The sequence below is a fragment of the Hydrogenophaga sp. L310 genome (genome assembly GCF_055703065.1).
In genome coordinates, this window is the sequence record NZ_JBVPZA010000001.1 from 128097 (window position 1) to 148211 (window position 20115).

Consider the following 20115-nt stretch of genomic DNA (forward strand, 5'->3'; position numbering starts at 1 on the left):
GGCACATGGTCAAGTTGAAACTCAGGTGGGGGATGGTCGCGCGCATCCGACCCGAGAATGGCAAAACCGCCTGTCAAAAATTAGCGACGCGGCTTGTTGAATGGGGCGCACCGGCTTCAGCATTCGTGGACCTTTCGGCCGGCCACTGCAAATGGATCACATTGCTGGAGTTCAGGATCGCATCCAGCCGATCACCGAGCAGCTTCCATGCTTCCCGCTTTTCTTCGGCGTAGTCGTAGTGCAGGTAGTGCCGGCGAACCTTGCTACCCGGCAGCACATGGTTCTGGCAGCGGTCGATCACGTCTGGGTGCACCCGCAGCGACTGCATCAGGGTAGACGCCGTCCGCCTCAGGTCGTGAGGCGTCCATGCTCCGTGTTCCCCATCAGCGAGCACCAAGGTGTTGTCGTTCCGCCGGTTCTTGAGTGCCTTGCGCTTCTTGAACCGGGTTTGCCGGTCCCCCACCTGCTTGCCGACCGTTTTCAAACAGACATGGCCCGTCTTGTCCTTTGATGGGAAGCACCAGGCGACCTTGCTGGTCAGCTCATACAAAGCCTTGAACTGGCGTTTGCTGAAGTCCGACAGGTAGACCAGCCAATCGACATGGGTCTTGGTGTGCTCACGCGGCACGAACCAGGTCCCTTTGTCCAGATCGACGTGCTCCCAGCGCGATTGCAGCAACTCGCCAATGCGGCATCCGGTTCCCAGGCAGATCCAGAGTGCGAGTTGGGTCTCCAGTTGGACCGGGCGATCCGCAGCACGTTTGTCGGCAGCGTTCTCGTAGTCTTGCTGCATGTTCTCGAAAACGTCGCGCAACCCGCGGATCTCCAAGGGCGAGAGCGTCCGGCTCCGGATCACCGGTTCGTAGTTGGCTGCCGTGATCTGCTTGAGCTCAATGAGGTCGGCGGGGTTTCCATTCACGAGTATGGAGCGCCACGGCTGGCGTTTGATCGCCCATCGGTACATCTGCCGGAGGTCCGCGAGCCGGGACTCGGCCGTCCTGGGACAGTTGCGTTTCCTGCCGATGTTGCGCAAGAGTTGGAGCAACTCGATGTCGTCGACCTCGCGTATTGGGCGATCACCCACGAAGGGAAGCACATCCTTGGCAAACGCCCGGCGCAGGGTGGCGTTGTCGTTTTTGCGGCTGACGCCATTGGCCAGCCAGGTTTCGTACAGCTGGACGAACGGTGTGTTGGTGGCTTCAGCAGCTGCCTTGGCTTCCGCGCGGGCTCGCTCGATTTCGGCTTTCTGTTCCAGGAAGTCGATGCCGTCCCTGGCAAGGGCTTGGATCCGGGCATTCTCCGCGGTGGCCTGCGCCAATGACATGTACCCTTCGTCTCCACCACTGCCGTAGGGTCGAGGAAGCCGAGCCTGCTTCTGGACGCCAGCGACCACATAGCGTGCCAACCAGGTTTTCACGCCATCGGGAGCGATCCGCAGATAGAGGCCACGATCAATCGTGACCTTGTAGCTGGCCTCTTTGGGGCGCAGTGCCTCGATACCTCGCACAGTCAGTTTTGCCATTTCCGTGTCCTAGCCGTGTCCTAAAAATCGCTGGATTTCAGTGTATTCAGCAGGACGGCTCTGGACAAGAAAATGCAATAACTGATTGTTTTATAAGGAGAATTTACGTCCGTGGATGTCCGGGGAAATCTGCCTTAGGGCCGATGGGGTGCAAGGGGTCGCGAGTTCGAATCCCGCCACGCCGACCAATAAAATCAACGGGTTAGCTCAGAAATGAGCTAGCCCGTTTTTCTTTTTGGCGCTCCGGGGGTAAACCGGGGGGTAAACCGCCGTTGCGCAGGCCGTTCTGATGACGGCCTCACGAAGAACCCACGTCGTAGCAACAGGCTTTTTGTTCTCACAGGGTCTTGCATGTAGGCGCCTGTGGCGGTCAAGCAACGCCTGCCGGTCTTTGCGCCACCGGACGACAAAAAAGTTCGTGTTCGCGAAATGGGTTTTTGGCGACATGTTCTGGTGACGTGTCGCTAACGGGGTCACGTTTGATCTGCGCTCGGTTTGTGTGCGGAGTTGCCCAAGCCGTTTTGCTTGCGGATGGTCTTCTGCTTCTGTTTGGCGAAGTCGCTGAAGATCTCGTGGTCCAGCGCTTTCCAGAACTCCGAAATCACATAGATCAGGCGTTCGCCGTTGACCAACTCTTCCATCACCTGAAGCAGGTAGAGCATGACCGGTGTGCGCACCTCGGGCAGGTCCAGAAACTCGGTGGTGTCGAAGGCGATCACCGATGCCGCGTCCAGGTCAGCCAACTGGTCGTTGGCTTGGTCGAACACCCAGCCCAGCGCACCACCTTCACACCAGCGCCCGAGTCGCTCGTACAAGCTGTTTTCACCCGATTTCGGCAGGTTCTGTCGAACCGTCGAGAAGCGGCGCAGGGCAGTAGGCATCGTGGCCACCGTCTTGACGGCGTCGGCAATCGCACGCTCATCGGCCGGCAGCAAAGGCAGAGCAGGCGTGGCGATGCAGATGCGGATCAGCTGTTCCCAGAACTGGATGCGTGCTGGCGTGGGGTCGCGTTGCAGCGGGTTCAGGTGGGTGGGCTTGCCCGCTTCGAGGGTGAAATAGCGGCCGTTCAAGGCCCGAATCGCAATCTCGCAACCCCGGTCCAGGTCGAACAGCACCAGCCTTGGAGCCGGGTTCCACTTGCGGGTGTAGCTGGCGAAGGCCGCCGCCCCGCCCACCAGCGTGCCGCCAATCAGCACGTTGGCCACATCGGCCAGGCGCGCGCCTTGAAAGATCATCTTGAAGCCGGCCCAGATGATCGCAATGGTCACCACTGCAATCGAGATCGTCACCAGGATGGTGTTGACGTTGGTGACCGTGGTGTTGATCTTGTCGAAACCCTGCGCCCAGGCGACAGAGCCTACGGTTGACAACAGCAGAGCGAGAAGTGTTTTGCGCTGGCGCAGGAAAAGACGGACGCGGTTCATGACGGCTCCTTCACCGGGTTGGTTGGACAGAGGGGAAAGGGGTTCGGACTGCCGCGACAACCTTTCCCACGTAGCCATGGCGAAAGCCAGTGGAGAAGTTGCCGCTGTAGTAGCAGGAGAGGGCGGCACGCAGGGCTGCCTGTTCTCCCGATGTGCGAGACGACTTGCGTAGCGCCCGTTCGAAACACTCGCTCAACACCGCCTGCATGGCGGCCAGGTTGGTGCAAGGCTCGAAAGCGGTGGTCAGCGACAGGCCCAACCGCGAAAAGTTGCCCACATTGATCTGGCCCAACCCCACACTGAAGTTCCGCCCGGTGGCCTGCAGTGCCTTTGCGGTGGCAAGTGCCTCCATGCGGTGTCGCGGTTGGCGTTGCAACGCTCCACCGACCACGCCGATGGCCCAGGGGTTGAAGGCGCTTTCAACACTGACCAGTGCATGCACAGTGGTCGCGTGCACCTGCGGCGCACAGGCCAGAGCGAGCGAGAGGAATGTGGACGCATCCATGGCCGCCGTCCTCATCATCCGGCTTCGGTGGAACGCCGGCACAAGGTGTCGGCAGGAGATGAATGGTGCATGGTCAAGTCCCTCAGTTCGACGCTGTTCGTGAGGAGGCATTTGCTGCCGGCTCTTTGAACGCCGTGAAGTCAATGTAGGACTTGAAACCCCATGCGCCGCTGCTGGATTCGGGCTGTTTTCCAGCACATTCGTAACTTGCGAGACCTGACCTGTTCGGCACGCCAGAAAAAAAATGCCCGGCGCGAGGGCCGGGCAAAATTGAAAGTCGCTGTCACCCGACTCTCCTGGGATGTGGGCCGACTGATCAAGGCCTACTCAGCTGCATTTTTGATTCACGCCGTCACAAACGTCTAGAAATTTTGTGCCGCCTGCGATCGCTACCCGGCCTTCGCGTACAAAAAGTTGAACTCGTGGATGCAGTGAAGACCCGCCAGTGTTGCTTCCACGATATGGCTCGTGTCCGAGGGCACCGTTTTCGTTGTGGCGGATGGCCGAATTTCCTCAGTCTGTTGATTCCCAATGGCCTGAGAGGCGTGTGCTGCGGCCCAGAACAGAATGGCCAGTATCGCCAGTTTGACCGATAGCACCAGGGCAATGATCACCAGCTTGATCAAAAGCACGATGGGGGCGACCACGGCAGCGCCGAACGCGGCCACTGTCGCCAGCAGGTAGATGAGCAGTCCCCAAAACCCCCCAAGGTCTGAGCCCCATGCCAGGGCCTGCAGGTACAAATCCCAGATGAAGGTCCACCAGGCGAGAAGGGCGTTCATACCGGCATTCCTTCCATGTCCGCTGCACGCTGATCCCCAGCTTTGCGGGTGTGAAGAGGCTCACCGTCGGGAAGACGCGCGTCGGTGGAGTGCGTGGCAAATGGCATGAGGTGTTGGCCTCCTGATTGAACAGAGTCCATGTTCCGACTTGCTGCGACAACATGTGTCGCAATCCAATGCCATCAGGATGCGGATACTGCGCCTGTTCTTCGGACCAGCGGATTTCCACTGGAGCCCCCTGCGGTTGGCGTGCGCCTAGACAACGGACTGGGTCAGTTCACGTGCCTGGATGCTGCACGTAGCACTCCCAATGAATCCATGACTACCAAGGCCAGTGGGGCGCCGCCGCCGCTGCCCAGCGGCGCCCGGGACGAAGCGCCTCGTGGTCGGCGCACAAGGGCACGTTTGGAGCGGCCACGGGTGCCGGGGCGCCGCAGACGATGCAGGTGCGCGCCGACGCCAACACAGCACGGTTCACCACGTCGGCGACAGCTTCTTTCACCGCTGCGTCACGCGGCTCGTGCGTCCACACCCCATGGAAGCGGGCGCTGCCCAGCTTCTCCTTGAACTGAACCCAATGGAAGGCATCCCTGTCCGGGCCGAGCAGGTTGTCTACCTGTTCGCGCAAGACGACCGTCAGGGGGAGCCAGCCGCGGTGGAGAACATTCGCGCTTTGGTCTGCAGCGGGAACTGACGCTGTGCTCCCAGGCGGCTGGATCATGGAGTGGATGGTTTTTTCAGAACTCCCTGAAATTGTTGCCACTGCTTCGTCGGCATTTTCAGGTTGAGTGTCATGGAAAATCCGTCATTGGTCTTGGTTGAAAGCACGGCCCGGAAATGCGTGTCGACATCGAGAGTGAAGTTGCGGATGCGCGCTTTCGCCTTGCCCATGAATTCCCCTCCCTGCTCAATGAGGGTGCACTGATACTTCTCCGAGTCGCGGGAAGCGGATTCCCACGTGAGCTGAATACTCAAATGCTTCTCTGTGATTTCCAGCCGATTGATATTGATACTTCCCATTGCTGTACCGACGGACTCCAGTCTTCCAACGAAATGGGTGGGCCGATAAACCTTGATTTGGTCATAGGGGTAGCCCTTGCCGGGGATGACGCCGCGCCAATGACGGGCTCTAAAAAATAAGCAAGGCGTGATCTGATCAAGACTTGCCCCCCAGCCAGACCATTTCTCTCCGTCCCAATAGTAGTAACCATGCTGAGAAGTTCCTCCTTCCCCTGGTATTCCTATGGCGCTGCCTTCATAGACACCCACTCTGCGAGGAGGGCCGTCCACTTTTGTGTCAAACCAAGGGGTAAGTTGATGCTGATGCATTTGATTTTTCATTTATTGCAATAAAAACCTCTTTGACCCACCTCGTCTTTAACTGCGATGTTTCGAATGACTGATGTCAATCCATGAACTTAATTTGGATGAAGGTTGGTAGCGAATTCAGTTCACATTACTTTTTTGAGTTGATCCGCTGTTTGGAGAGATGGATGTGTAGCCTAAAAATGCTATGTATGGAGTGTGTATTATTTTGATTCCATTGGGGTCTGGCCTGCCCTTTTTGCGCGGAACTAGCTTGTTGAATTTCTCTGGAAATGTGTATATCGCTTGATAGGTTGGGTTTTGAGTTTTTTTCAACCCATCGCTGAGAGTTTTTATGAATTCATCTTCGTCTGCCGGCTTGAAATTCTCATTTTCTGTGTTGGTGGTTCGTCTTCCGATGATTGCCATTATGCCAATAGAAATTGGATTTGGGTATCTGGCTGGATCTATTTTTGTCAATTTTTGAAGATGGCGTTGAACTCCTTTTGTCTGCTTGACTACGCTTTCCCAGCGTTTTTCGATTGGGGTAGTGATTTTGGGGCTACCGCAATTCATAGATGCGGCTTTTAATTCTATGGCGAAAATGCGATTTTCATGCCAAGCTAGAAAATCGACTCGCCCATATTTTACATTTTTTCGCGGATTTCCACCATAAATAGAATTATCGCTTCTGCTTGCTACTTCGGTGGCAATGATGATTTCATCTCTGTCTATTCTGGCCTCTGGTCTTGAGCGGGGTGAGACCCGAGATATTGCGTTTGAAAACAGTCCTGTTATAACTTTTTCATTTGCGCGCAATGGAGGGTCAAGAAGGGTTGATGCATCGTTGTAATACGAATGCAATGCTTGGTACTCAAACATCATCTGTCTGTAGTTTTCGGTAACAACTTCAATTAGAATTCTATGGAGAAAAGTGTTTGCATTTCCTTTTGTGGTATCTTGTGCATTTGTTCCGTGAAAATCGCGATATATTTTTAACATGTCAGGTTATTGATTTTGAGTGAACGTGTGGCTTATGATGTCAATAATCCGATATTTGTTTAAATTTCAAGTCTTCTCGGGTAACTACGTGTCACGCGCGCACTCCGACCAAAGAACGTTGAGCCATACCAACTGCCCCGTCGCTGCCATCTTGGTATCGTGCGCTTGGCCGCTGTAGCGGTTATTTGAATTGCAATGCCGGTAGCGGTGTTCATTGGCCCGCATCTCGTGGTGAGCACTGGCTTTCGGCTTCGGCATCGAGAGGTTCACGCCGCACTTCGGAGACGGCATCCCCAAAGCCACGCAGCCACCAGGTGAGTACGGCCGTTTCGACCACGGTGGCGGTGATCCGATAGCCTTCGGCCGTGGTTTCCACCGTCTGGTCGGTGGACAGCGGCGATTCGAGCAGGTGCAGGCCGGCGGGCTGGCTGATGTGGAAGCTCAGGCGGATGCGTTGGCCTTTGCTGATGCCGAAGCGGCCATCGTCGTCATATTGCCGGAGGTCGAATCCGGGCGGGCGCTTGAAGGTGAATGGCGTGGCCTCAGCGCGCTGGATGCGGTGCAACGCCAGACTGCGCTCGTTGTCGTAGCCCTTGTAGCGGCACACCAGATAGAGGCGCGGACCTTGCTGGGCCAAGCCCAGGGGCATGACTTCGATGTCGCCGAGCTTGCCCTGGGCGTTCCGGTAACCCAGCCGCAGCCAGCGGTTGGCGTACAGCGCCTCGCTGACGGTTTCGAACACGTCGGGCTGGAGCCTGGGGGGCAGCAGCGGCTGGCTGGTGGCCACCACGCGCACTTTGTCGGGCCACTGCTTTTCCAGTTGGGCGTTGCTGTCAGGGCCGAGGTTGCGCCGGGCCTGAGCGAAGAAGCCTTCCATGCCGTGCATCAGGCGGGAGGGCAACAGATGGCGCAGGTGTTCCTGGGCCAGGAGCAGCAGCAGCGATTCCTGCGGCGTCAGGTTGGGCAGGGCCAGGGCTTCGGCCTTTTCCCGCCAGGTGTAGCCGTAGGGTTTGCTGCGGTCGTCGCGCTCAATGGGAAAGTGCTCGCTGAGCATTTCCAACTGGCGCTGGATGGTGCGCAGGTCGCGCACGGTGCCGGTGTCGCGCAACTGGGCGTGCAGCTCGGCGGCCGTGACTTTGCGCCCGCGCGGGATGCGGCGCAGCACTTCGAGGGCCAGGATGACGGTTTCGGTCGTGTTGGAGCGCTTGTTTTTCATGGAACGGGTTGATCCGTGAAGGACGACCACAGGCGGACCAGGGCCAGGGTGTCGAGCGCGCAGTAGCTGCGCAACTGGTGGTCGATCTGCGTTTTTCGCGTCTGGCTGGTGTCGGGCGAGAGCGTTTCGAGGTAGGCCTGCATGGCCATGCCGTCGTCCTGCACGCCGTCGAGGTCGGCGTAGCGCAGGTCTGGATGCGGCGTCGGCAGCATGGCAGTGATGCTCCACGAAGCCAACGCGCCTTCGGCGCGAAAGCCAGCCTCGAACAGGGCGCGCGGCGGCTTGGCTTGGAACAGTTGCTGGCTGAGCTGGAGCAGGTGATCGATAGCCTCTGCCTTGGGGTCGAGCAGCACGCCCTTGCGTTGTGGGTCGTAGAGGAGCAGGGCGATGTCGCCCACTTGGCGGCCCGTCGCAAAACTGGCCCGGCTGGCGGCGGAGTCGGCTCGGTATTCCGGGTGGTGGATTTCCAGCCAGAGCCGCTTGGGGCACTGGCGGTAAGCCAGCAGCCTGGATTTGGAGAGCGTGCGCATGCCAGTCGAGAGGCGTATGTGTTTTGTTACAAAAGCATGTTACTTGAGTGATCAGTTCAGAAACCCCATTGACGGGGCAGCATGGCCCTTGAGGGCGCATTCGGCCTGGAGCATGCCGACAAACTGGCGGGGGTCGGCCATGGGGTAGAAACGGTGCCGCCGTGCAGCGGCGGCGAAGTCGCCTGGCGCGAGGGTGCTCAGGCCTGCCATCGCGTGTTCGGCTGCTGCATTGGGTGCCGGCAGCCCCAGGTGCTGGCAGTGGCGGCGCAGCAGTTCGATCGACTGACTGGGCGAGAGGAAGTCGAACTTCACCTTCAGGTCGAAGCGCCGCAGCGAGGCGGGGTCCAGGTTATCCATCAGGTTGGTAGAAGCAATGAACAGGCCGGAGAACGATTCCATCTGGGTGAGCATTTCGTTTACGGCCACGACCTCCCAGCCATGGTGCGCGTGGCGGCGGTCCTGCAGAAAGCTGTCCATTTCGTCGATCAGCAACACGGCGCTCTCGCGCTCAGCATCGCGAAAGGCGCCGGCGAGGTTCTTCTCGGTGCCGCCGACCCACGGAGACAGCAGGTCGGACGCGCGGCGCACGAGAAGCGGGGTTGCCAACTGTTCGGCCAGCCAGCGGGCATAGGCGGTTTTCCCGGTGCCGGGCGGGCCGTAGAGACAGATGCGGCCGGAGCGCAGCCGTTGAAGGCCCTGGGCCACTTGGGCGAGGTCGGTGTCTGACCGGATGAACGCCGGGTCATAGATCTCTGGCAGGAGGTCCGGATTGTGTGGCCGCACGCCGACATGGCCTTGGGCCTGCAGGGTGCTGTCGATCAGCCGGTCCAGCGCGTGGGCGCGCTGCGGGTCGTCAAGCTGGCTGCCAATGGCGCGCACCACCGCAGCCGCACGGGTCGCCACAGCAGGGGCCAGGGTGTCGAGTCCGGCCAGCCGCGCCAACTGTGGCGCGTCGGCGAGATCGCCGCAGGCCAGCTGCAGGATGCGCTGGCGCTGCGATTTGGACGGAATCGGCAGTTCGATCACGAGGTCGAACCGGCGCACGAAGGCGGGGTCGATGCTGTTGATCGAGTTGGTCAGCCACAGGGCTGGCACAGGGTTGTCCTCCAGCGTGCGGTTGAGCCAGGCCTTGCGCGTCTGACCGGTGCTTTTTTGGCCAAAGAGCGGATGCCCGCCGTCGTCGAACACGTCTTCGGCCTCGTCGAACACGATGAGTGCCTGGCGCTGCGCGAAGAAGGACTGGGCGACACGCAGGGCACGCAGACGGCTGGTTCCTTTTCCGTACCGGCCGTTGATGGCGTCCATCGCAGTCATCAGCCCGGAGCGGTCGCGTGGCGTACTGGCGTCTTCAAGCGCTGCAGGCTCAAGGTCCAGCTCCCGCTGCAGGATGTTTGCCGGTTGTAGGTCCAGCAGCATCACCCCGGCTTTGATGAATCGAAAGCCCGGCACGTACATGTAGCGCATACCATTTGCTGCAGCCTGGGCCAGCGCCAGGGTGTCGTCGGTGGGTCTACGCAGGGGCACCACCACGCTGCGTGAGCATTGCGCTCCTGGGCGGTAGGGTGAGGTGTGCATGAAGACCAGCAGTTCGGTGGCCAGGCAGTGCTGCTTGCGCAGCTTTTCCGCGGCCCGCCCGGCAAACTCGGTCACGGCTTCGACCAAGGGGCCCAGCTCGTGCATGGGTTTGCCGAAGGAACGGGTGCAGGCGATTTGCTGTTTGAGCCCTGGCGCATCGTCCAGCTCGATGCAGGGCAGGCCCTGCAGTTCGCGAACGGTTTTCTCCAGCGTGACGCTCCAGCCGCGGCGAACCGTCGCCGGGTCCATGCGGGTGAGGTCCAGAACGGTCTTGATGCCGCCCTCCTGCAGCTGCTTTGCGATGCGGGGGCCTACACCCCAGACTTCACCCACCCCGGTGGCGTCGAGCACGTCATCCAGGTCCTGGGCCGGTAAGGCTGCGAGGTTGCAGACCTGGGCCAGTTCCAGGGGGTAGCTGCCGGGTTTGCGTTCGGCGGTCTTGCCGATGTGGTTCGCGAGCTTGGCCAGGGTCTTGGTGGGTGCGATGCCGATGCAGGTTGGGATGCCGGTCCACTGAAGAATGCGGCTGCGGATTTTGTGGGCTCGGCCCACCAGGTCCCCGCGCACCCCCTGCAATCCGACGAAGCTCTCGTCGATGGAGTAAATCTCCTGGGAAGGCCCCAGCCCGGCGGCCAGGCTCATCATGCGGTCGCTCATGTCGCCATAGAGCGTGAAGTTGGCCGACAGGGCCACCAGCCCCGCTTCCTGCTCCAGGTGCCGAATCTTGAACCAAGGTGCGCCCATCGCGATGCCCAGCGCTTTGGCTTCGTTGGAGCGTGCGATGGCGCAGCCGTCGTTGTTGGAGAGCACGATGACAGGCCGGCCGTTCAGGCTGGGCCGGAACACCCGTTCACACGAGACATAGAAATTGTTGCCATCGACCAGGGCATACATGGCCGCGTCCTTTGAACCCGGGTCGCTGTCAGACAGTGAAGCGTTTGATACACGAAGAGACGACCCCCCAGACCTCAACGGTCTGGCCATCCTTGGGCACGATGTCGGGAAAGGTGGGATTGGCGGCCTTGAGGCGCATGCGTCCCGCACGCTGGTGCAGCGTCTTCACGGTGAACTCGCCGTCGACGACCGCCACCACGATATGGCCGTGCTGGGGCTTGATGGCCCGGTCAACCACCAAGGTGTCGCCGTCATCAATACCTGCTTCGCGCATGGAAGCACCGGCTACCCGCAGCAGGAAGGTTGCCTGGGGGTGTGTGACCAGGATTTGTGTCAGGTCCAGCCGGTTGACCGCAAAGTCTTCCGCCGGTGAGGGAAACCCGGCACGCACGTGGCCTTCGGACATGGGCAGCACCAGCGGGGTGGCCGCCAGTGGCTGGGGCACGGAGCTGATGCATATACTGGTCATGCATCCAGTATACGGCTGCCACCCGTTTCCGACCAGAATTACGACATGTGTTCCAACTACGACGCCGTGGTCAGCACGGAGAGACTGCGACTCTACTTCGGGGTGGATGCCCCACCGGCGGCCAAGGCCCAGGTCTGGCCGCTTTACGAAGGCTGCTTCATCCGTCGGCATCCGCACAGGGATGTGGGTGATGAGGCGGTCCCCCCGCGGGAGGCCATGGCCGGCCTGTTCGGGCTGATTCCGCACTGGGCCGGTGAACTGACTTTTGGCCGGCGCACCTTCAACGCGCGCTCCGAAACCGTGGCCGAGAAACCCAGCTTCCGAGATGCCTGGAAAAACGGCCAGCACTGCATCGTGCCGGTGGAGCGCATTTACGAACCGGATTGGCGCAGTGGCTCAGCGGTGCCGACCCGCATTCAACGCAAGGACGGCAATCCCATGGGGATTGCGGGTCTGTGGGCCAGCAACACCAAGGCCACCGGGGAAGAGGTGTTCAGCTTCACCATGCTCACGGTCAACGCCGACGAGCACGAGTTGTTCAAGTACTTCCACAAACCCGGCGACGAGAAGCGCATGGTCGTGATCTTGCGGGAGGATCAGTACGACGAGTGGCTGGATGCACCGGCAGCCAGGTCGATGGCCTTCATGCAGCAGTTTCCGGCGCAGTTGCTGATGGCGACAGCGGAGCCGGACAGGGGCAAGCGCAAGGACTGATACCGCCGTTGACTTGAATGGTCTGTCGGCTAAAGGAGACCGTAAAGCCTCGCAATCCGCAGTGCGGTTCGCCGGTCCGGAGCATCCAGCTTGGCATTCAGTCGCTGGAACCGGCAGTCGATGGTGGTGGCCTCGACATGCAGCGCCGCACCGATCACTTTGCTGCTGTGGCCGGCGGCTTCGTGGCGAAGCAGTTCGAGTTCGGCGTCCGTGAGGTGCGCCCTGAGCAGCAGTTCCTTTCGCATGGACTGCTGTAGCCACCGGTGAAGCTCCATGGCCAACGCCCTCGCCAGTACACGGACTTTCGCGCCTGTCCCATCAACAAAATGCTGGGCGTCTTGCGAGCCAATGCAGAGCATGCCCACGCGCGATGTGCCGACGCCACTGGGCGCTGGTGCAATCACCGCAGAAGCGAACCCGTACGTTGCAGCCGTTGCCAGAAAAGCCCCTTCCTCTGCTGATGCTGGTCGTAGCGCGCTGGTAAATATGGGCTCTGATTCATGCGTTGCGTATCGCAGCCATGGGTCGTGTGAAAAAAGCCTGCGGCTGGCGTACTCCGCTGCCCAAACGGGGTCACAAGCCCAAAGGGAGCGGAGTGATGTGCGGGTGGCATCGTCACTCAGGCAGCTCATGAAAACGCCAGCGTCTGCCCCCAGGCTGAACACCGCTTCGCGGAACAAAGTCACTGCTGTTTCGGTGGATTCGGCATCGCCGATCCTGGGAAGCATCTCAAGCAGGCGCGCGTCCTCGCCAGTCGAGCGTCCCTCGGCGCTCAGGCTTAGCGTTTCACCGTTTGGCTGTGAGTGCTGCATGGCCTTCACGGCGCAGATGGCTGTAGAGCACGGCGTCTTCGAACCGCATGGGTTCGAATTCACACCAGCGGTCAAATGCCGGTTGGTCGGTGAACACCAAGACCTGAACCAGGCGGGTGCCCACTACCTGCCTCTGCGTACGCTCGATCACCAGCCCGAGGGCGGTCGCTCGCAACGTGAATGCCACGGACTCGTCTTGCGATGCCAGGGAAAGCGCGCCGGATTCTATTGAGGCGGCTTTGGATCGAGCGGTGGTGCCCACAGGTCTCTTTCGGCGAATCTGAAGTGCGGCGCGTTTGGCGCCCAGTGGCCGCGCGGGCTCGTCAACACGGTCGATGCGTCGCCGGCTCAGGGGTTCGGCAACGGTTGAAGGGGTCGGTGTCGCCACAGCGATGTGTTCGAGATCGGTGCTCATCAAAGCTCCCCCGGGGCCAGCCCATTGAGTCGTGTTGATCCTTGGGACCAAATGACACGCCACAAACAAAAATCAGTGGCAAGGGTAGGGAGTCGTGCTGGGCGCTGTCAAAGGAAATTCGGCAATGAATCCCAAATCTGCGGCGTGTTCATTGCAGCTAAACCGCCGGGCGCCACTTCCCAGCGCAATCCAATTCAAACGGCGGCTTGGACGCAGTCCGCGCTGAGCGCTTGCAGCAAAGCGAGTGCTTCTTGGGCGCGACCCACCGGGATGAACAGGTGGTCGTGGTGGTACGCGGCGATGGCATTGCAGGGAATGCCGGCCTGGGCCAGGCAGGTCGAGATCGTTGCCAAGAAGCCGATGGCGTCCAGCGAGGAGTGCACCGTCAAGGTGATGAGTTGTGACTCAAAGATGAAGGGGACTTGTGCGCGTTCGGCTCGCGAGCGTTCCACGATGGCGGTGAGGCCTTCTGCTTCCCTGAATGTGCAGATGGGCGCCAGCCGGTCTGGCAACCGAAAGTCCGGAAACGTGCAGTAGACATACGTCTCTGGCAGCAACTGCGGGGCCATCATTTTTTTCAGCTGCAGGTGATCGCGTTCGCCACTCATTCGAAGTCCTCCTGATCTTGCGCCAGTGCTGTGTAGGGGCTTTGGATTATGGGCCGCTCAGCCTCGGATGGTCTGTCCCACAACGGAAACAGGGGCTGGTGAGGCCGCATGTTTAGCGGTTTTGCCGGATGCTCAAAGTTCCTAAACCAGCGTGCGCTGGTGGTATCTCCTGCTACCGTTTGACGCGGCCCGGAACCCTGAGCTTCGTTGAACTTCACCATTCGCTGCAAGGCCGCCTGCAGCGATGTGCTGTGAGGAAGGAGTGTCCATCATGACAACGACTTCGAATGTCCTTGCGGACATGGCCGAGCTTCGATCAGAGTTGCGCCGCCAAGGTGACCCGCACTGTGAGCTGTTCCGACTGACCCCTTGGCGTGCCGTGCTGGACATTGCCTTCGACTGGCTCAGCATCTTCGGCGCGGTGGCGATGGTCGTGTGGTGGAGCGAACTGCTCACGCCGCTGGCCCTTGTGCTGATCGCCAACCGTCAACGTGCGCTCGGCAACATTCTCCACGATGCGGGGCACCGGAATCTCTGGCGGGATCGACGGCGAAACGATCTGGTGGCCCGCCTGTTCATCGCGCCCTTGCTGTTCTCCAGCTTGAGCTTGTACCGCGAAACCCACTTCAAACACCACATGGTGCTTGGGGATGCGGGTGGAGACCCTGATTTCCTGACTTCCTCTCGCAAGGCCCCCGGTCCCTGGGGATTGAACTACCTGGATCAGGTTTTCTCTCTGAACGCTTGGCTGTCTTCAGTGGGCGGGCATCTGTTTTCAAGACACGTCCGGGCGGCCAGCCAGCTGTACATCCTTGGATGGTGGGTCGTTGCGGTGGCCTCGATGTGGGCCACGGCAGGTGCCAGCTTCACGTTGGCGTTCCTGGTGCTGTGGTTGCTGGCCAGAGCGACGGTTTTTCACCTCATCACCACCTTTCGCGAGATGTGCGATCACTTCGGCCTTCAGCCGGGAGGTGTGTTCACCTTCACGCGCGACATGGTCAGTCATGGCTTCTGGCGCAAGCTCATCCACCCGCGCAACAACGGCTACCACCTCACCCACCACCTCTTGCCAGCGGTGCCGTACTACCGGCTGCCCGAGGCGCACCGACTGCTGCAGCGTCAGCAGCTGTTTCAAGGCAGCGCGACTGTCTGTTTCTCGTACTTTTCAGGCGCTGATCCGGTCACGCAGGCGTGGCAGGGACCGGGGCGGATTCGATGACCAGGGCGTTGGGCAGCCTGCAGGTGGCAGCGCTGCTGGTGTCCGCGAGCTATGGCATCGGTTTTCTGTTCGGTTCCGGTGAACTGGCGCTTACCCATGGGATGGCAGGCAGCATCTATGGGGTGGCGACGGCATTCGGGATGCTGGTGCTGGCCCTGTTCGCACGCCGACTGTGGGCCGTCGGGCTACCGGTCTGGGCACTGTTCGGCCGCGCCTATGGGGCGCAGCTCCAGGGCGTGGTGGCACTGCTGTCACTGATCTGGATGTCGGGCGTGCTGGCCGCTCAGATTCAGGGGGGTGTGGCGGTGCTCGCCCTGCTCGGCCTTGACGAGGCCCGCGGGTACCTGGCGATCTTGCTGTTGATCTACGGCGCCTCGCGCATGGACCTGCGGTTCGCATCGGCCGTGTTCGCCGCTTGCCTGCTCGTGAGCGCTGCGGTCCTGGTCTACGCACTGTTGGTTGCTGATGGCGTTGGGCTCTACCTCCAGGCCATTCCCACCTTCACCGAAGACCTGTCCACCTTCAGTCCATCCCGGGTGGTGGCCATTTCGTTGGCCATCGGTCTCCTGGTGTGCACCGGTGCCGACTACCAGCAGTTTGTCTTGGCCGCACGCACCCCCGGCAGTGCCGTGAGAGGTTGTCTTTTGGCGGCGCTGCTGGTGTTTATCGTCGGGTTCTTGCCGTCGGCCGTGGTGGTTGCCATGCAGAACAACGGGGCGCTGGTCGGTTGGGCGAACACCAAACAGGTGGTGCCATGGGTGCTGGGCCAAGTCGCTGGATCGTTGGGGCAGCTTGCTGACAAGCTGATGCTCATTGCCCTGTCGTTGGCTGCCCTGGGCGCTGGAGCTGCGATCTTGCGCGCCATGACGGATGCGTTGGCTTGTGCCGCTTCCGGAAAGCGCGCCACCAGTCATCCTGTTTTTGCATTGATCGCGCTGGGTGCGAGCGCGATGCTGGCTTCGCGCAATCAAGGCATCGTGGACACCATGGTGTCGGTCAACGTGGTCTACATCGCCAGCATCGGCGTTTGTTTTGCCACCATGGTCACGGGCATTGTCATTCCGCCACAGCAGGCGCGGTGGATCATGGCTGTGGGTTTTGTCGCCTCAGTCGCCGTGTACCTGGTGGGTTGGCTGGGGAGTCATGGCGAAGACACCGATGTGATCTCACTGGTGCTCGGGTGCTTCTTGTCCGCCGCCATGGCCTTGTGGTTTCGTTTTGCCGCCGGTGGATGGTCTGGCCGGTTCTCCGGCAGTCGGCGATGAAGGGCTGAACTCGGCAGAAGGGTCCAGACTGAGCCTGGCCACTTTGACGATGAGGGCGGTGATGTCACTGGCCAGAGGCGGCTCCAGGTCCCAGTGGTGCCAGAAAAGGTCCACCATCACCCGTTCGCTGGGGCAGACGTCCACGAGCTGGCCAGCCTCGACCAGGGGCGCTGCTTGCGAGCTGGGTATCAGGCCGTAGCCAGCACCCATCGCGACGCCCTCCAGCAAGGCGACGGGCGAAGGCAGGTAGTGCCTGGCGTACCGCTCGACGGCGAAACCGAAATGCACCTTCAGGAAATCGTCGTGCAACGAGTCCTTGCGGTTGAACAGCACGGCAGGGGCTGAGAGCACGGCGGGCACCGTGAGCCCGCTCGGAAAGTGCGAATGCGCGAAATCGGGCGTTGCGTAGCAGCGGTATTCCATGGCGCCCAGGCATTCAGCAATAAACCCATCGGCTGGCTTGGCCGACGTTGAGATGCACCCGATGACATCGCCACGAGCCAACAAGGCAGATGTGTGATCTTGGTCATCGGTGACCACCTCCAGGGCAACCAACTGGCCCAGCAACAGCTCCCTGAGGACTTCGGGGAACCAGGTGGCCAGGGAATCGGCATTCACCGCAATGGCCAGCGACACCGGCGCGTGTGGCTTGGCAATGGGCGTCAACTCTTGAAGTGCAGAACCTTCAAGAATGCGCAATGCCTTCACATGGCGCAGCAACACCTCGCCTGCGTGCGTGGCCGCCACGGGCCTTTCGCGCTTGACCAGGATGGTGGACAGCGACTCCTCCAATGCTTTGATGCGCTGTGAGACGGCCCCGCGCGTGATGCTCAGCACGGTGGCCGCACGGTCAAAACTTTGCTGCTCAACCACCGTGGCAAACGTTTCCAACTGATCACGATCCAGCATGTGTGGCTCCTCCCGTTGGGCCTGCGGCGGCTGTTGTCCGACCTTGCCCAATTAGTGGGGTGCAGAGAAACCCTGTCCATACCTGGCGTGTATCGTGCGCATCTCAATGGTTACCAGTCTTTTCATTCACTTCGAGTCGGCCGAGGTATGGCGAATGGTTCACACATCGAACAAACGGAAATTCCGTTGAAAAGTGGCGCACTGCCGAGAAGGTTTCCTCAGCCAGATTCCCAGTGGGCCAACCCACCCCATGTCGCCGATCGCCATGGTGCGAACCGTAGCGCTGCCGGCGCAGACGCAAGGGCCTTTCGCGGCATAAACGGTCGCCTTCCCACCGCCGTTTCACTCTGGTGGGCCCCTTCCATTTATTCCACGATGCCATGCGTCCGCACCTTGTCGCAGCGCATTGGGATTCGCACGGCGACCGACGAATGCGGGGCAGGGAGGACACCCTGTGAAGACCCGATGGCCGAGGGCACGATGCCCAATCCGGCTCCCTCGGAAATTGAGGCAGTGACCTTTGGGGGGAAGACCCATGAGGTTGCTTGAAGCGAAGCACCGGTCTGGGTGCCAGCGAAGGATGGCACATCTTTTACAGCTGGTTGCCATGCGAATTCAACAGCAGGGTTCGATGTGGCACTCTGAAAAGTCGACCAGTTGTCTTGGCCTTATTGGCGAACGCTGCGGGTCAAGAGGGCAGTTTGCCAGTGCATCGCAGATTTGAAGTGCAAGGTGAAAGGGGGTGGGTATGTGGCTGCTCGTTGCGCGTGAACCCCGGGCCAATGCGCCGTATTGGATCGGTCGGCGGTGGCTCGCGGCCATTGATGCCGCGGCTTGGCCGCTGTTCTGGGTGCTTCTACTGCGCCAGATCGATGCACCCGTCGGAATCGTCGGCCCCGTGGTCGTTGCGATTGCTCTCCTGGTCGCATCAGAGCGAATCCATCGCGCGGTGTGGGTCAACCACCGCTATTGGTTCACCACCTGGAGCTGGGGTCGCATAGCCATCGCGCTGATGGTGATCGGTATGGTCTTGAAGCTCGCGACGGGGCAGGGAGCCTGACACCGACCGAGGCAAGTCAAATGTGTCGCTGGCGTTCAACGCACCACTTGCACCCGGGGGCAGACCCGTTTCAGCAGCGCAGCCTCTTCTATGCGATGCAGCAATGTTTGATCCGGCTCCCAGGATCCGCCGCGAGCGATGAAGCGACTGGCGGCATTGATGACTTGAGGCATGCTCCCGCGATCCGGTCGCTCAGGGGCGCACGGGTCACCCACACGGGCAAATTGCTGGGCGTTCCAGCGCTCGACATCGAGCACACCATCCTCATTGATGTCAAGAATGGCGAAAGTGCAGCGGACTATCCGCGTTGGCGCACCATTCACCACGGCAACGACCATGCTGGCCTGGCGAACGCGCTGCCCGGCGAATTCGGGAATGCGGGCGACGGATTCCTGGCGCAACATTCGCATGAAGGCCGCGTTGGACAGTGCGTGCACAGTGTCGTCGGCGGAGATCAGGAACAACTTTGACGACAAGCCCATGGGTCTTCTCTGACTAGCTGCTGCGGGCCTGCGGGCGGTCGCGTAAATCCCATAGGCTGTCCTTCCAGTTCGAAATCCGTCCTTCCGTGAGGCAGGCAGGGCAGGTCCATACGATGGCGTCGTCATGGGCGCGAGCTGCCTCGACCGCAATCTTCTTGCACTTGAAGCAGGTCGGAGCGGCCAACGGGACTCCCGTGGCGTCAGACGCATGGGTAACCACGCCAACAAGAAACTGCGCCATAGCGCGGGCGGGCCCCTTGACGGGGCCGATTGCGCCAGACTCGTCGAGCAAATGTGTGAGGTCAGTGATGTACATCAGACGTGATTCAATTTTCCGCCGAGACTTGAGCTTCGAGGTCGATCCCGTCCCTCCCTGTCTCACGGCTGACCAGAGGATATCTGAGACTAACTCGGCACCGACCATGGAGACGCCGGATCATCTCAATCCAGTGATGGCCCGCGCGTTGTCAGCCGCCGGCACATTCCCGCGAGCGGCAGCTCCCGGGCGCTGCGGGGAACTCACTCTTCCGGCCAGGAGCAGGCATTTTGGACCACCGACTTCAAGGGCAGGTCAAGGCTGGTTGCAGACGGTCGCGCTCAAGGGCTTAGATCGTCTCAAGTGAAATTACCGGTCGTCGGGTACGTAGCACCTCGAACGGCGGCAATACCTCCGTCACCAGTCGCACCCTTTTTATCAGCTGGGAGAGAAGCAAATGCCCGAATCCCCAGACAAGGTTTGTCAAGACGAGTGGCGCCAATTGGAGGCCCGAGACATCACTTCTTGAGGCTGTCGCGGATCTCGCGCAGCAACACCACATCTTCAGGGGTGGCCACCGGAGCGGGTGGTGCAACCGGGGTCTCGCGCTTGAGCCGATTGACCTGCTTGATCATCAGGAAAATGATGAATGCCAGGATGATGAAGTTGATGGCCACCGTGATGAAGTTACCGTAGGCCAGCGTCGGCACGCCAGCAGTCCTGAGTGCGGCCAACGTAGGAGCGGTGCCCTCGGGTACCTTGCCCAGTGCCACGTACAAGCTGGTGAAGTCCAGGTTGCCGAAGATGGAGCCCACGATGGGCATGATGATGTCGTCCACCATCGAAGTAACGATCTTGCCGAAGGCTCCTCCAATGATCACGCCCACAGCCAGATCAATGACGTTGCCCTTGACTGCAAACTCCCTGAATTCTTGCATCATGCTCATGGCGCTCCCCTTATCGAATGGTGAAAAAACTGACCGCCTCAGCTTACCATGCAGCTTGTAGGCGTGAACAATTCTCACACGCGCAAGACAGGATGGTGGGTATTTTTCGAGAACCGACATCCCCGGTCTAAGGCGCTGACTGTCTCGCAAAAATGGACGCAGTACGTGATGGGGCGACTGATCCACTTCGGAGTACGGACAGCG

General features: G+C 60.4%; 22 protein-coding genes and 1 pseudogene. 4 read left to right on the forward strand and 19 right to left on the reverse strand.

The genetic code is table 11. From position 1 onward, the window contains the following. Nucleotides 1-73 precede the first annotated feature (73 nt). The 12 genes and pseudogenes from AC0GNO_RS00655 to AC0GNO_RS00710 form a co-directional block, all read right to left on the reverse strand. Nucleotides 74-1522 (reverse strand): tyrosine-type recombinase/integrase, encoded by a 1449-nt coding sequence (locus AC0GNO_RS00655; RefSeq protein WP_472902561.1) that lies wholly within the window; start codon nucleotides 1520-1522, stop codon nucleotides 74-76. 473 nt (nucleotides 1523-1995) lie between these two features. Beyond that, nucleotides 1996-2946 (reverse strand): TrbC/VirB2 family protein, encoded by a 951-nt coding sequence (locus AC0GNO_RS00660; RefSeq protein ID WP_472902562.1) that lies wholly within the window; start codon nucleotides 2944-2946, stop codon nucleotides 1996-1998. Between the two features lie 10 nt (nucleotides 2947-2956). Then, nucleotides 2957-3451 carry a lytic transglycosylase domain-containing protein gene (locus tag AC0GNO_RS00665; protein ID WP_472902563.1) on the reverse strand — a complete coding sequence of 165 codons (495 nt, stop codon included), beginning with the start codon at nucleotides 3449-3451 and terminating at the stop codon, nucleotides 2957-2959. 389 nt (nucleotides 3452-3840) lie between these two features. Beyond that, complete coding sequence (locus tag AC0GNO_RS00670) at nucleotides 3841-4233, reverse strand: hypothetical protein (RefSeq protein ID WP_472902564.1); 393 nt, start codon at nucleotides 4231-4233, stop codon at nucleotides 3841-3843. A gap of 322 nt (nucleotides 4234-4555) precedes the next feature. Then, nucleotides 4556-4861, reverse strand: coding sequence for a hypothetical protein (locus AC0GNO_RS00675; protein ID WP_472902565.1), 306 nt, complete (start codon nucleotides 4859-4861; stop codon nucleotides 4556-4558). A gap of 89 nt (nucleotides 4862-4950) precedes the next feature. After that, nucleotides 4951-5574: a hypothetical protein gene (locus tag AC0GNO_RS00680; protein WP_472902566.1), complete on the reverse strand. Its 624-nt coding sequence runs from the start codon at nucleotides 5572-5574 to the stop codon at nucleotides 4951-4953. A 105-nt stretch (nucleotides 5575-5679) separates the two neighbouring features. Beyond that, nucleotides 5680-6540, reverse strand: a complete 861-nt coding sequence (locus AC0GNO_RS00685; RefSeq protein WP_472902567.1) for a hypothetical protein — start codon at nucleotides 6538-6540, stop codon at nucleotides 5680-5682. Between the two features lie 211 nt (nucleotides 6541-6751). Further along, nucleotides 6752-7756, reverse strand: a complete 1005-nt coding sequence (locus AC0GNO_RS00690; RefSeq protein ID WP_472902568.1) for a helix-turn-helix transcriptional regulator — start codon at nucleotides 7754-7756, stop codon at nucleotides 6752-6754. Then, nucleotides 7753-8286, reverse strand: coding sequence for a hypothetical protein (locus tag AC0GNO_RS00695; protein WP_472902569.1), 534 nt, complete (start codon nucleotides 8284-8286; stop codon nucleotides 7753-7755). The genes AC0GNO_RS00690 and AC0GNO_RS00695 overlap by 4 nt, the downstream gene beginning before the upstream one ends. A 51-nt stretch (nucleotides 8287-8337) precedes the next feature. Beyond that, entirely contained in the window at nucleotides 8338-9495 is a 1158-nt protein-coding gene (locus AC0GNO_RS00700; RefSeq protein ID WP_472902980.1) for an ATP-binding protein, read from the reverse strand. A gap of 60 nt (nucleotides 9496-9555) precedes the next feature. After that, a pseudogene (locus AC0GNO_RS00705) lies at nucleotides 9556-10755 on the reverse strand (Y-family DNA polymerase); the annotation flags it as partial. 28 nt (nucleotides 10756-10783) lie between these two features. Further along, a complete protein-coding gene (locus AC0GNO_RS00710; RefSeq protein ID WP_472902570.1) occupies nucleotides 10784-11224 on the reverse strand; it encodes a LexA family protein in 441 nt (146 codons plus the stop codon). A 45-nt stretch (nucleotides 11225-11269) separates the two neighbouring features. On the opposite strand from AC0GNO_RS00710, the gene AC0GNO_RS00715 reads away from it, so the two are divergent. Next, nucleotides 11270-11938 carry an SOS response-associated peptidase gene (locus AC0GNO_RS00715; protein ID WP_472902571.1) on the forward strand — a complete coding sequence of 223 codons (669 nt, stop codon included), beginning with the start codon at nucleotides 11270-11272 and terminating at the stop codon, nucleotides 11936-11938. Between the two features lie 29 nt (nucleotides 11939-11967). On the opposite strand, the gene AC0GNO_RS00720 is transcribed toward AC0GNO_RS00715, so the two are convergent. The 3 genes from AC0GNO_RS00720 to AC0GNO_RS00730 all read right to left on the reverse strand — a co-directional run bounded on the left by AC0GNO_RS00720 (nucleotide 11968) and on the right by AC0GNO_RS00730 (nucleotide 13773). Further along, nucleotides 11968-12750: an autoinducer binding domain-containing protein gene (locus AC0GNO_RS00720; protein WP_472902572.1), complete on the reverse strand. Its 783-nt coding sequence runs from the start codon at nucleotides 12748-12750 to the stop codon at nucleotides 11968-11970. After that, entirely contained in the window at nucleotides 12725-13165 is a 441-nt protein-coding gene (locus tag AC0GNO_RS00725; protein WP_472902573.1) for a hypothetical protein, read from the reverse strand. Before AC0GNO_RS00725 ends, AC0GNO_RS00720 begins: the two co-directional genes overlap by 26 nt. Before the next feature lie 194 nt (nucleotides 13166-13359). Continuing rightward, nucleotides 13360-13773 (reverse strand): ACT domain-containing protein, encoded by a 414-nt coding sequence (locus AC0GNO_RS00730; protein ID WP_472902574.1) that lies wholly within the window; start codon nucleotides 13771-13773, stop codon nucleotides 13360-13362. Between the two features lie 271 nt (nucleotides 13774-14044). Between AC0GNO_RS00730 and AC0GNO_RS00735 the strand changes: the two genes are divergently transcribed. Further along, nucleotides 14045-14992, forward strand: a complete 948-nt coding sequence (locus AC0GNO_RS00735) for a fatty acid desaturase family protein (RefSeq protein WP_472902575.1) — start codon at nucleotides 14045-14047, stop codon at nucleotides 14990-14992. A gap of 8 nt (nucleotides 14993-15000) precedes the next feature. Beyond that, nucleotides 15001-16257, forward strand: a complete 1257-nt coding sequence (locus AC0GNO_RS00740; RefSeq protein WP_472902576.1) for an SLC5/6 family protein — start codon at nucleotides 15001-15003, stop codon at nucleotides 16255-16257. Here the strand turns inward: AC0GNO_RS00740 and argP are convergent. After that, on the reverse strand, nucleotides 16159-17166 hold the full coding sequence (gene argP / locus AC0GNO_RS00745) for an HTH-type transcriptional regulator ArgP (protein WP_472902577.1): 1008 nt from the start codon (nucleotides 17164-17166) through the stop codon (nucleotides 16159-16161). The genes AC0GNO_RS00740 and argP overlap by 99 nt on opposite strands. Before the next feature lie 748 nt (nucleotides 17167-17914). Between argP and AC0GNO_RS00750 the strand changes: the two genes are divergently transcribed. Further along, entirely contained in the window at nucleotides 17915-18226 is a 312-nt protein-coding gene (locus tag AC0GNO_RS00750) for a hypothetical protein (RefSeq protein ID WP_472902578.1), read from the forward strand. 35 nt (nucleotides 18227-18261) lie between these two features. On the opposite strand, the gene AC0GNO_RS00755 is transcribed toward AC0GNO_RS00750, so the two are convergent. The 3 genes from AC0GNO_RS00755 to mscL form a co-directional block, all read right to left on the reverse strand. Then, nucleotides 18262-18708, reverse strand: coding sequence for a hypothetical protein (locus tag AC0GNO_RS00755; RefSeq protein ID WP_472902579.1), 447 nt, complete (start codon nucleotides 18706-18708; stop codon nucleotides 18262-18264). A 13-nt stretch (nucleotides 18709-18721) separates the two neighbouring features. Next, nucleotides 18722-19024 carry a hypothetical protein gene (locus AC0GNO_RS00760; RefSeq protein WP_472902580.1) on the reverse strand — a complete coding sequence of 101 codons (303 nt, stop codon included), beginning with the start codon at nucleotides 19022-19024 and terminating at the stop codon, nucleotides 18722-18724. 458 nt (nucleotides 19025-19482) lie between these two features. Then, entirely contained in the window at nucleotides 19483-19911 is a 429-nt protein-coding gene (gene mscL, locus AC0GNO_RS00765; RefSeq protein ID WP_472902581.1) for a large conductance mechanosensitive channel protein MscL, read from the reverse strand. Nucleotides 19912-20115 lie beyond the last annotated feature (204 nt).

Coding starts and splice junctions, on each gene's coding strand:
- AC0GNO_RS00655 (WP_472902561.1), bottom strand. CDS start 1,522: ATGGCAAAACTGACTGTGCGAGGTATCGAGGCACTGCGCCCCAAAGAG.
- AC0GNO_RS00660 (WP_472902562.1), bottom strand. CDS start 2,946: ATGAACCGCGTCCGTCTTTTCCTGCGCCAGCGCAAAACACTTCTCGCT.
- AC0GNO_RS00665 (WP_472902563.1), bottom strand. CDS start 3,451: ATGGATGCGTCCACATTCCTCTCGCTCGCTCTGGCCTGTGCGCCGCAG.
- AC0GNO_RS00670 (WP_472902564.1), bottom strand. CDS start 4,233: ATGAACGCCCTTCTCGCCTGGTGGACCTTCATCTGGGATTTGTACCTG.
- AC0GNO_RS00680 (WP_472902566.1), bottom strand. CDS start 5,574: ATGAAAAATCAAATGCATCAGCATCAACTTACCCCTTGGTTTGACACA.
- AC0GNO_RS00685 (WP_472902567.1), bottom strand. CDS start 6,540: ATGTTAAAAATATATCGCGATTTTCACGGAACAAATGCACAAGATACC.
- AC0GNO_RS00690 (WP_472902568.1), bottom strand. CDS start 7,756: ATGAAAAACAAGCGCTCCAACACGACCGAAACCGTCATCCTGGCCCTC.
- AC0GNO_RS00695 (WP_472902569.1), bottom strand. CDS start 8,286: ATGCGCACGCTCTCCAAATCCAGGCTGCTGGCTTACCGCCAGTGCCCC.
- AC0GNO_RS00710 (WP_472902570.1), bottom strand. CDS start 11,224: ATGACCAGTATATGCATCAGCTCCGTGCCCCAGCCACTGGCGGCCACC.
- AC0GNO_RS00715 (WP_472902571.1), top strand. CDS start 11,270: ATGTGTTCCAACTACGACGCCGTGGTCAGCACGGAGAGACTGCGACTC.
- AC0GNO_RS00720 (WP_472902572.1), bottom strand. CDS start 12,750: ATGCAGCACTCACAGCCAAACGGTGAAACGCTAAGCCTGAGCGCCGAG.
- AC0GNO_RS00725 (WP_472902573.1), bottom strand. CDS start 13,165: ATGAGCACCGATCTCGAACACATCGCTGTGGCGACACCGACCCCTTCA.
- AC0GNO_RS00730 (WP_472902574.1), bottom strand. CDS start 13,773: ATGAGTGGCGAACGCGATCACCTGCAGCTGAAAAAAATGATGGCCCCG.
- AC0GNO_RS00735 (WP_472902575.1), top strand. CDS start 14,045: ATGACAACGACTTCGAATGTCCTTGCGGACATGGCCGAGCTTCGATCA.
- argP (WP_472902577.1), bottom strand. CDS start 17,166: ATGCTGGATCGTGATCAGTTGGAAACGTTTGCCACGGTGGTTGAGCAG.
- AC0GNO_RS00750 (WP_472902578.1), top strand. CDS start 17,915: ATGTGGCTGCTCGTTGCGCGTGAACCCCGGGCCAATGCGCCGTATTGG.
- AC0GNO_RS00755 (WP_472902579.1), bottom strand. CDS start 18,708: ATGGGCTTGTCGTCAAAGTTGTTCCTGATCTCCGCCGACGACACTGTG.
- AC0GNO_RS00760 (WP_472902580.1), bottom strand. CDS start 19,024: ATGTACATCACTGACCTCACACATTTGCTCGACGAGTCTGGCGCAATC.
- mscL (WP_472902581.1), bottom strand. CDS start 19,911: ATGAGCATGATGCAAGAATTCAGGGAGTTTGCAGTCAAGGGCAACGTC.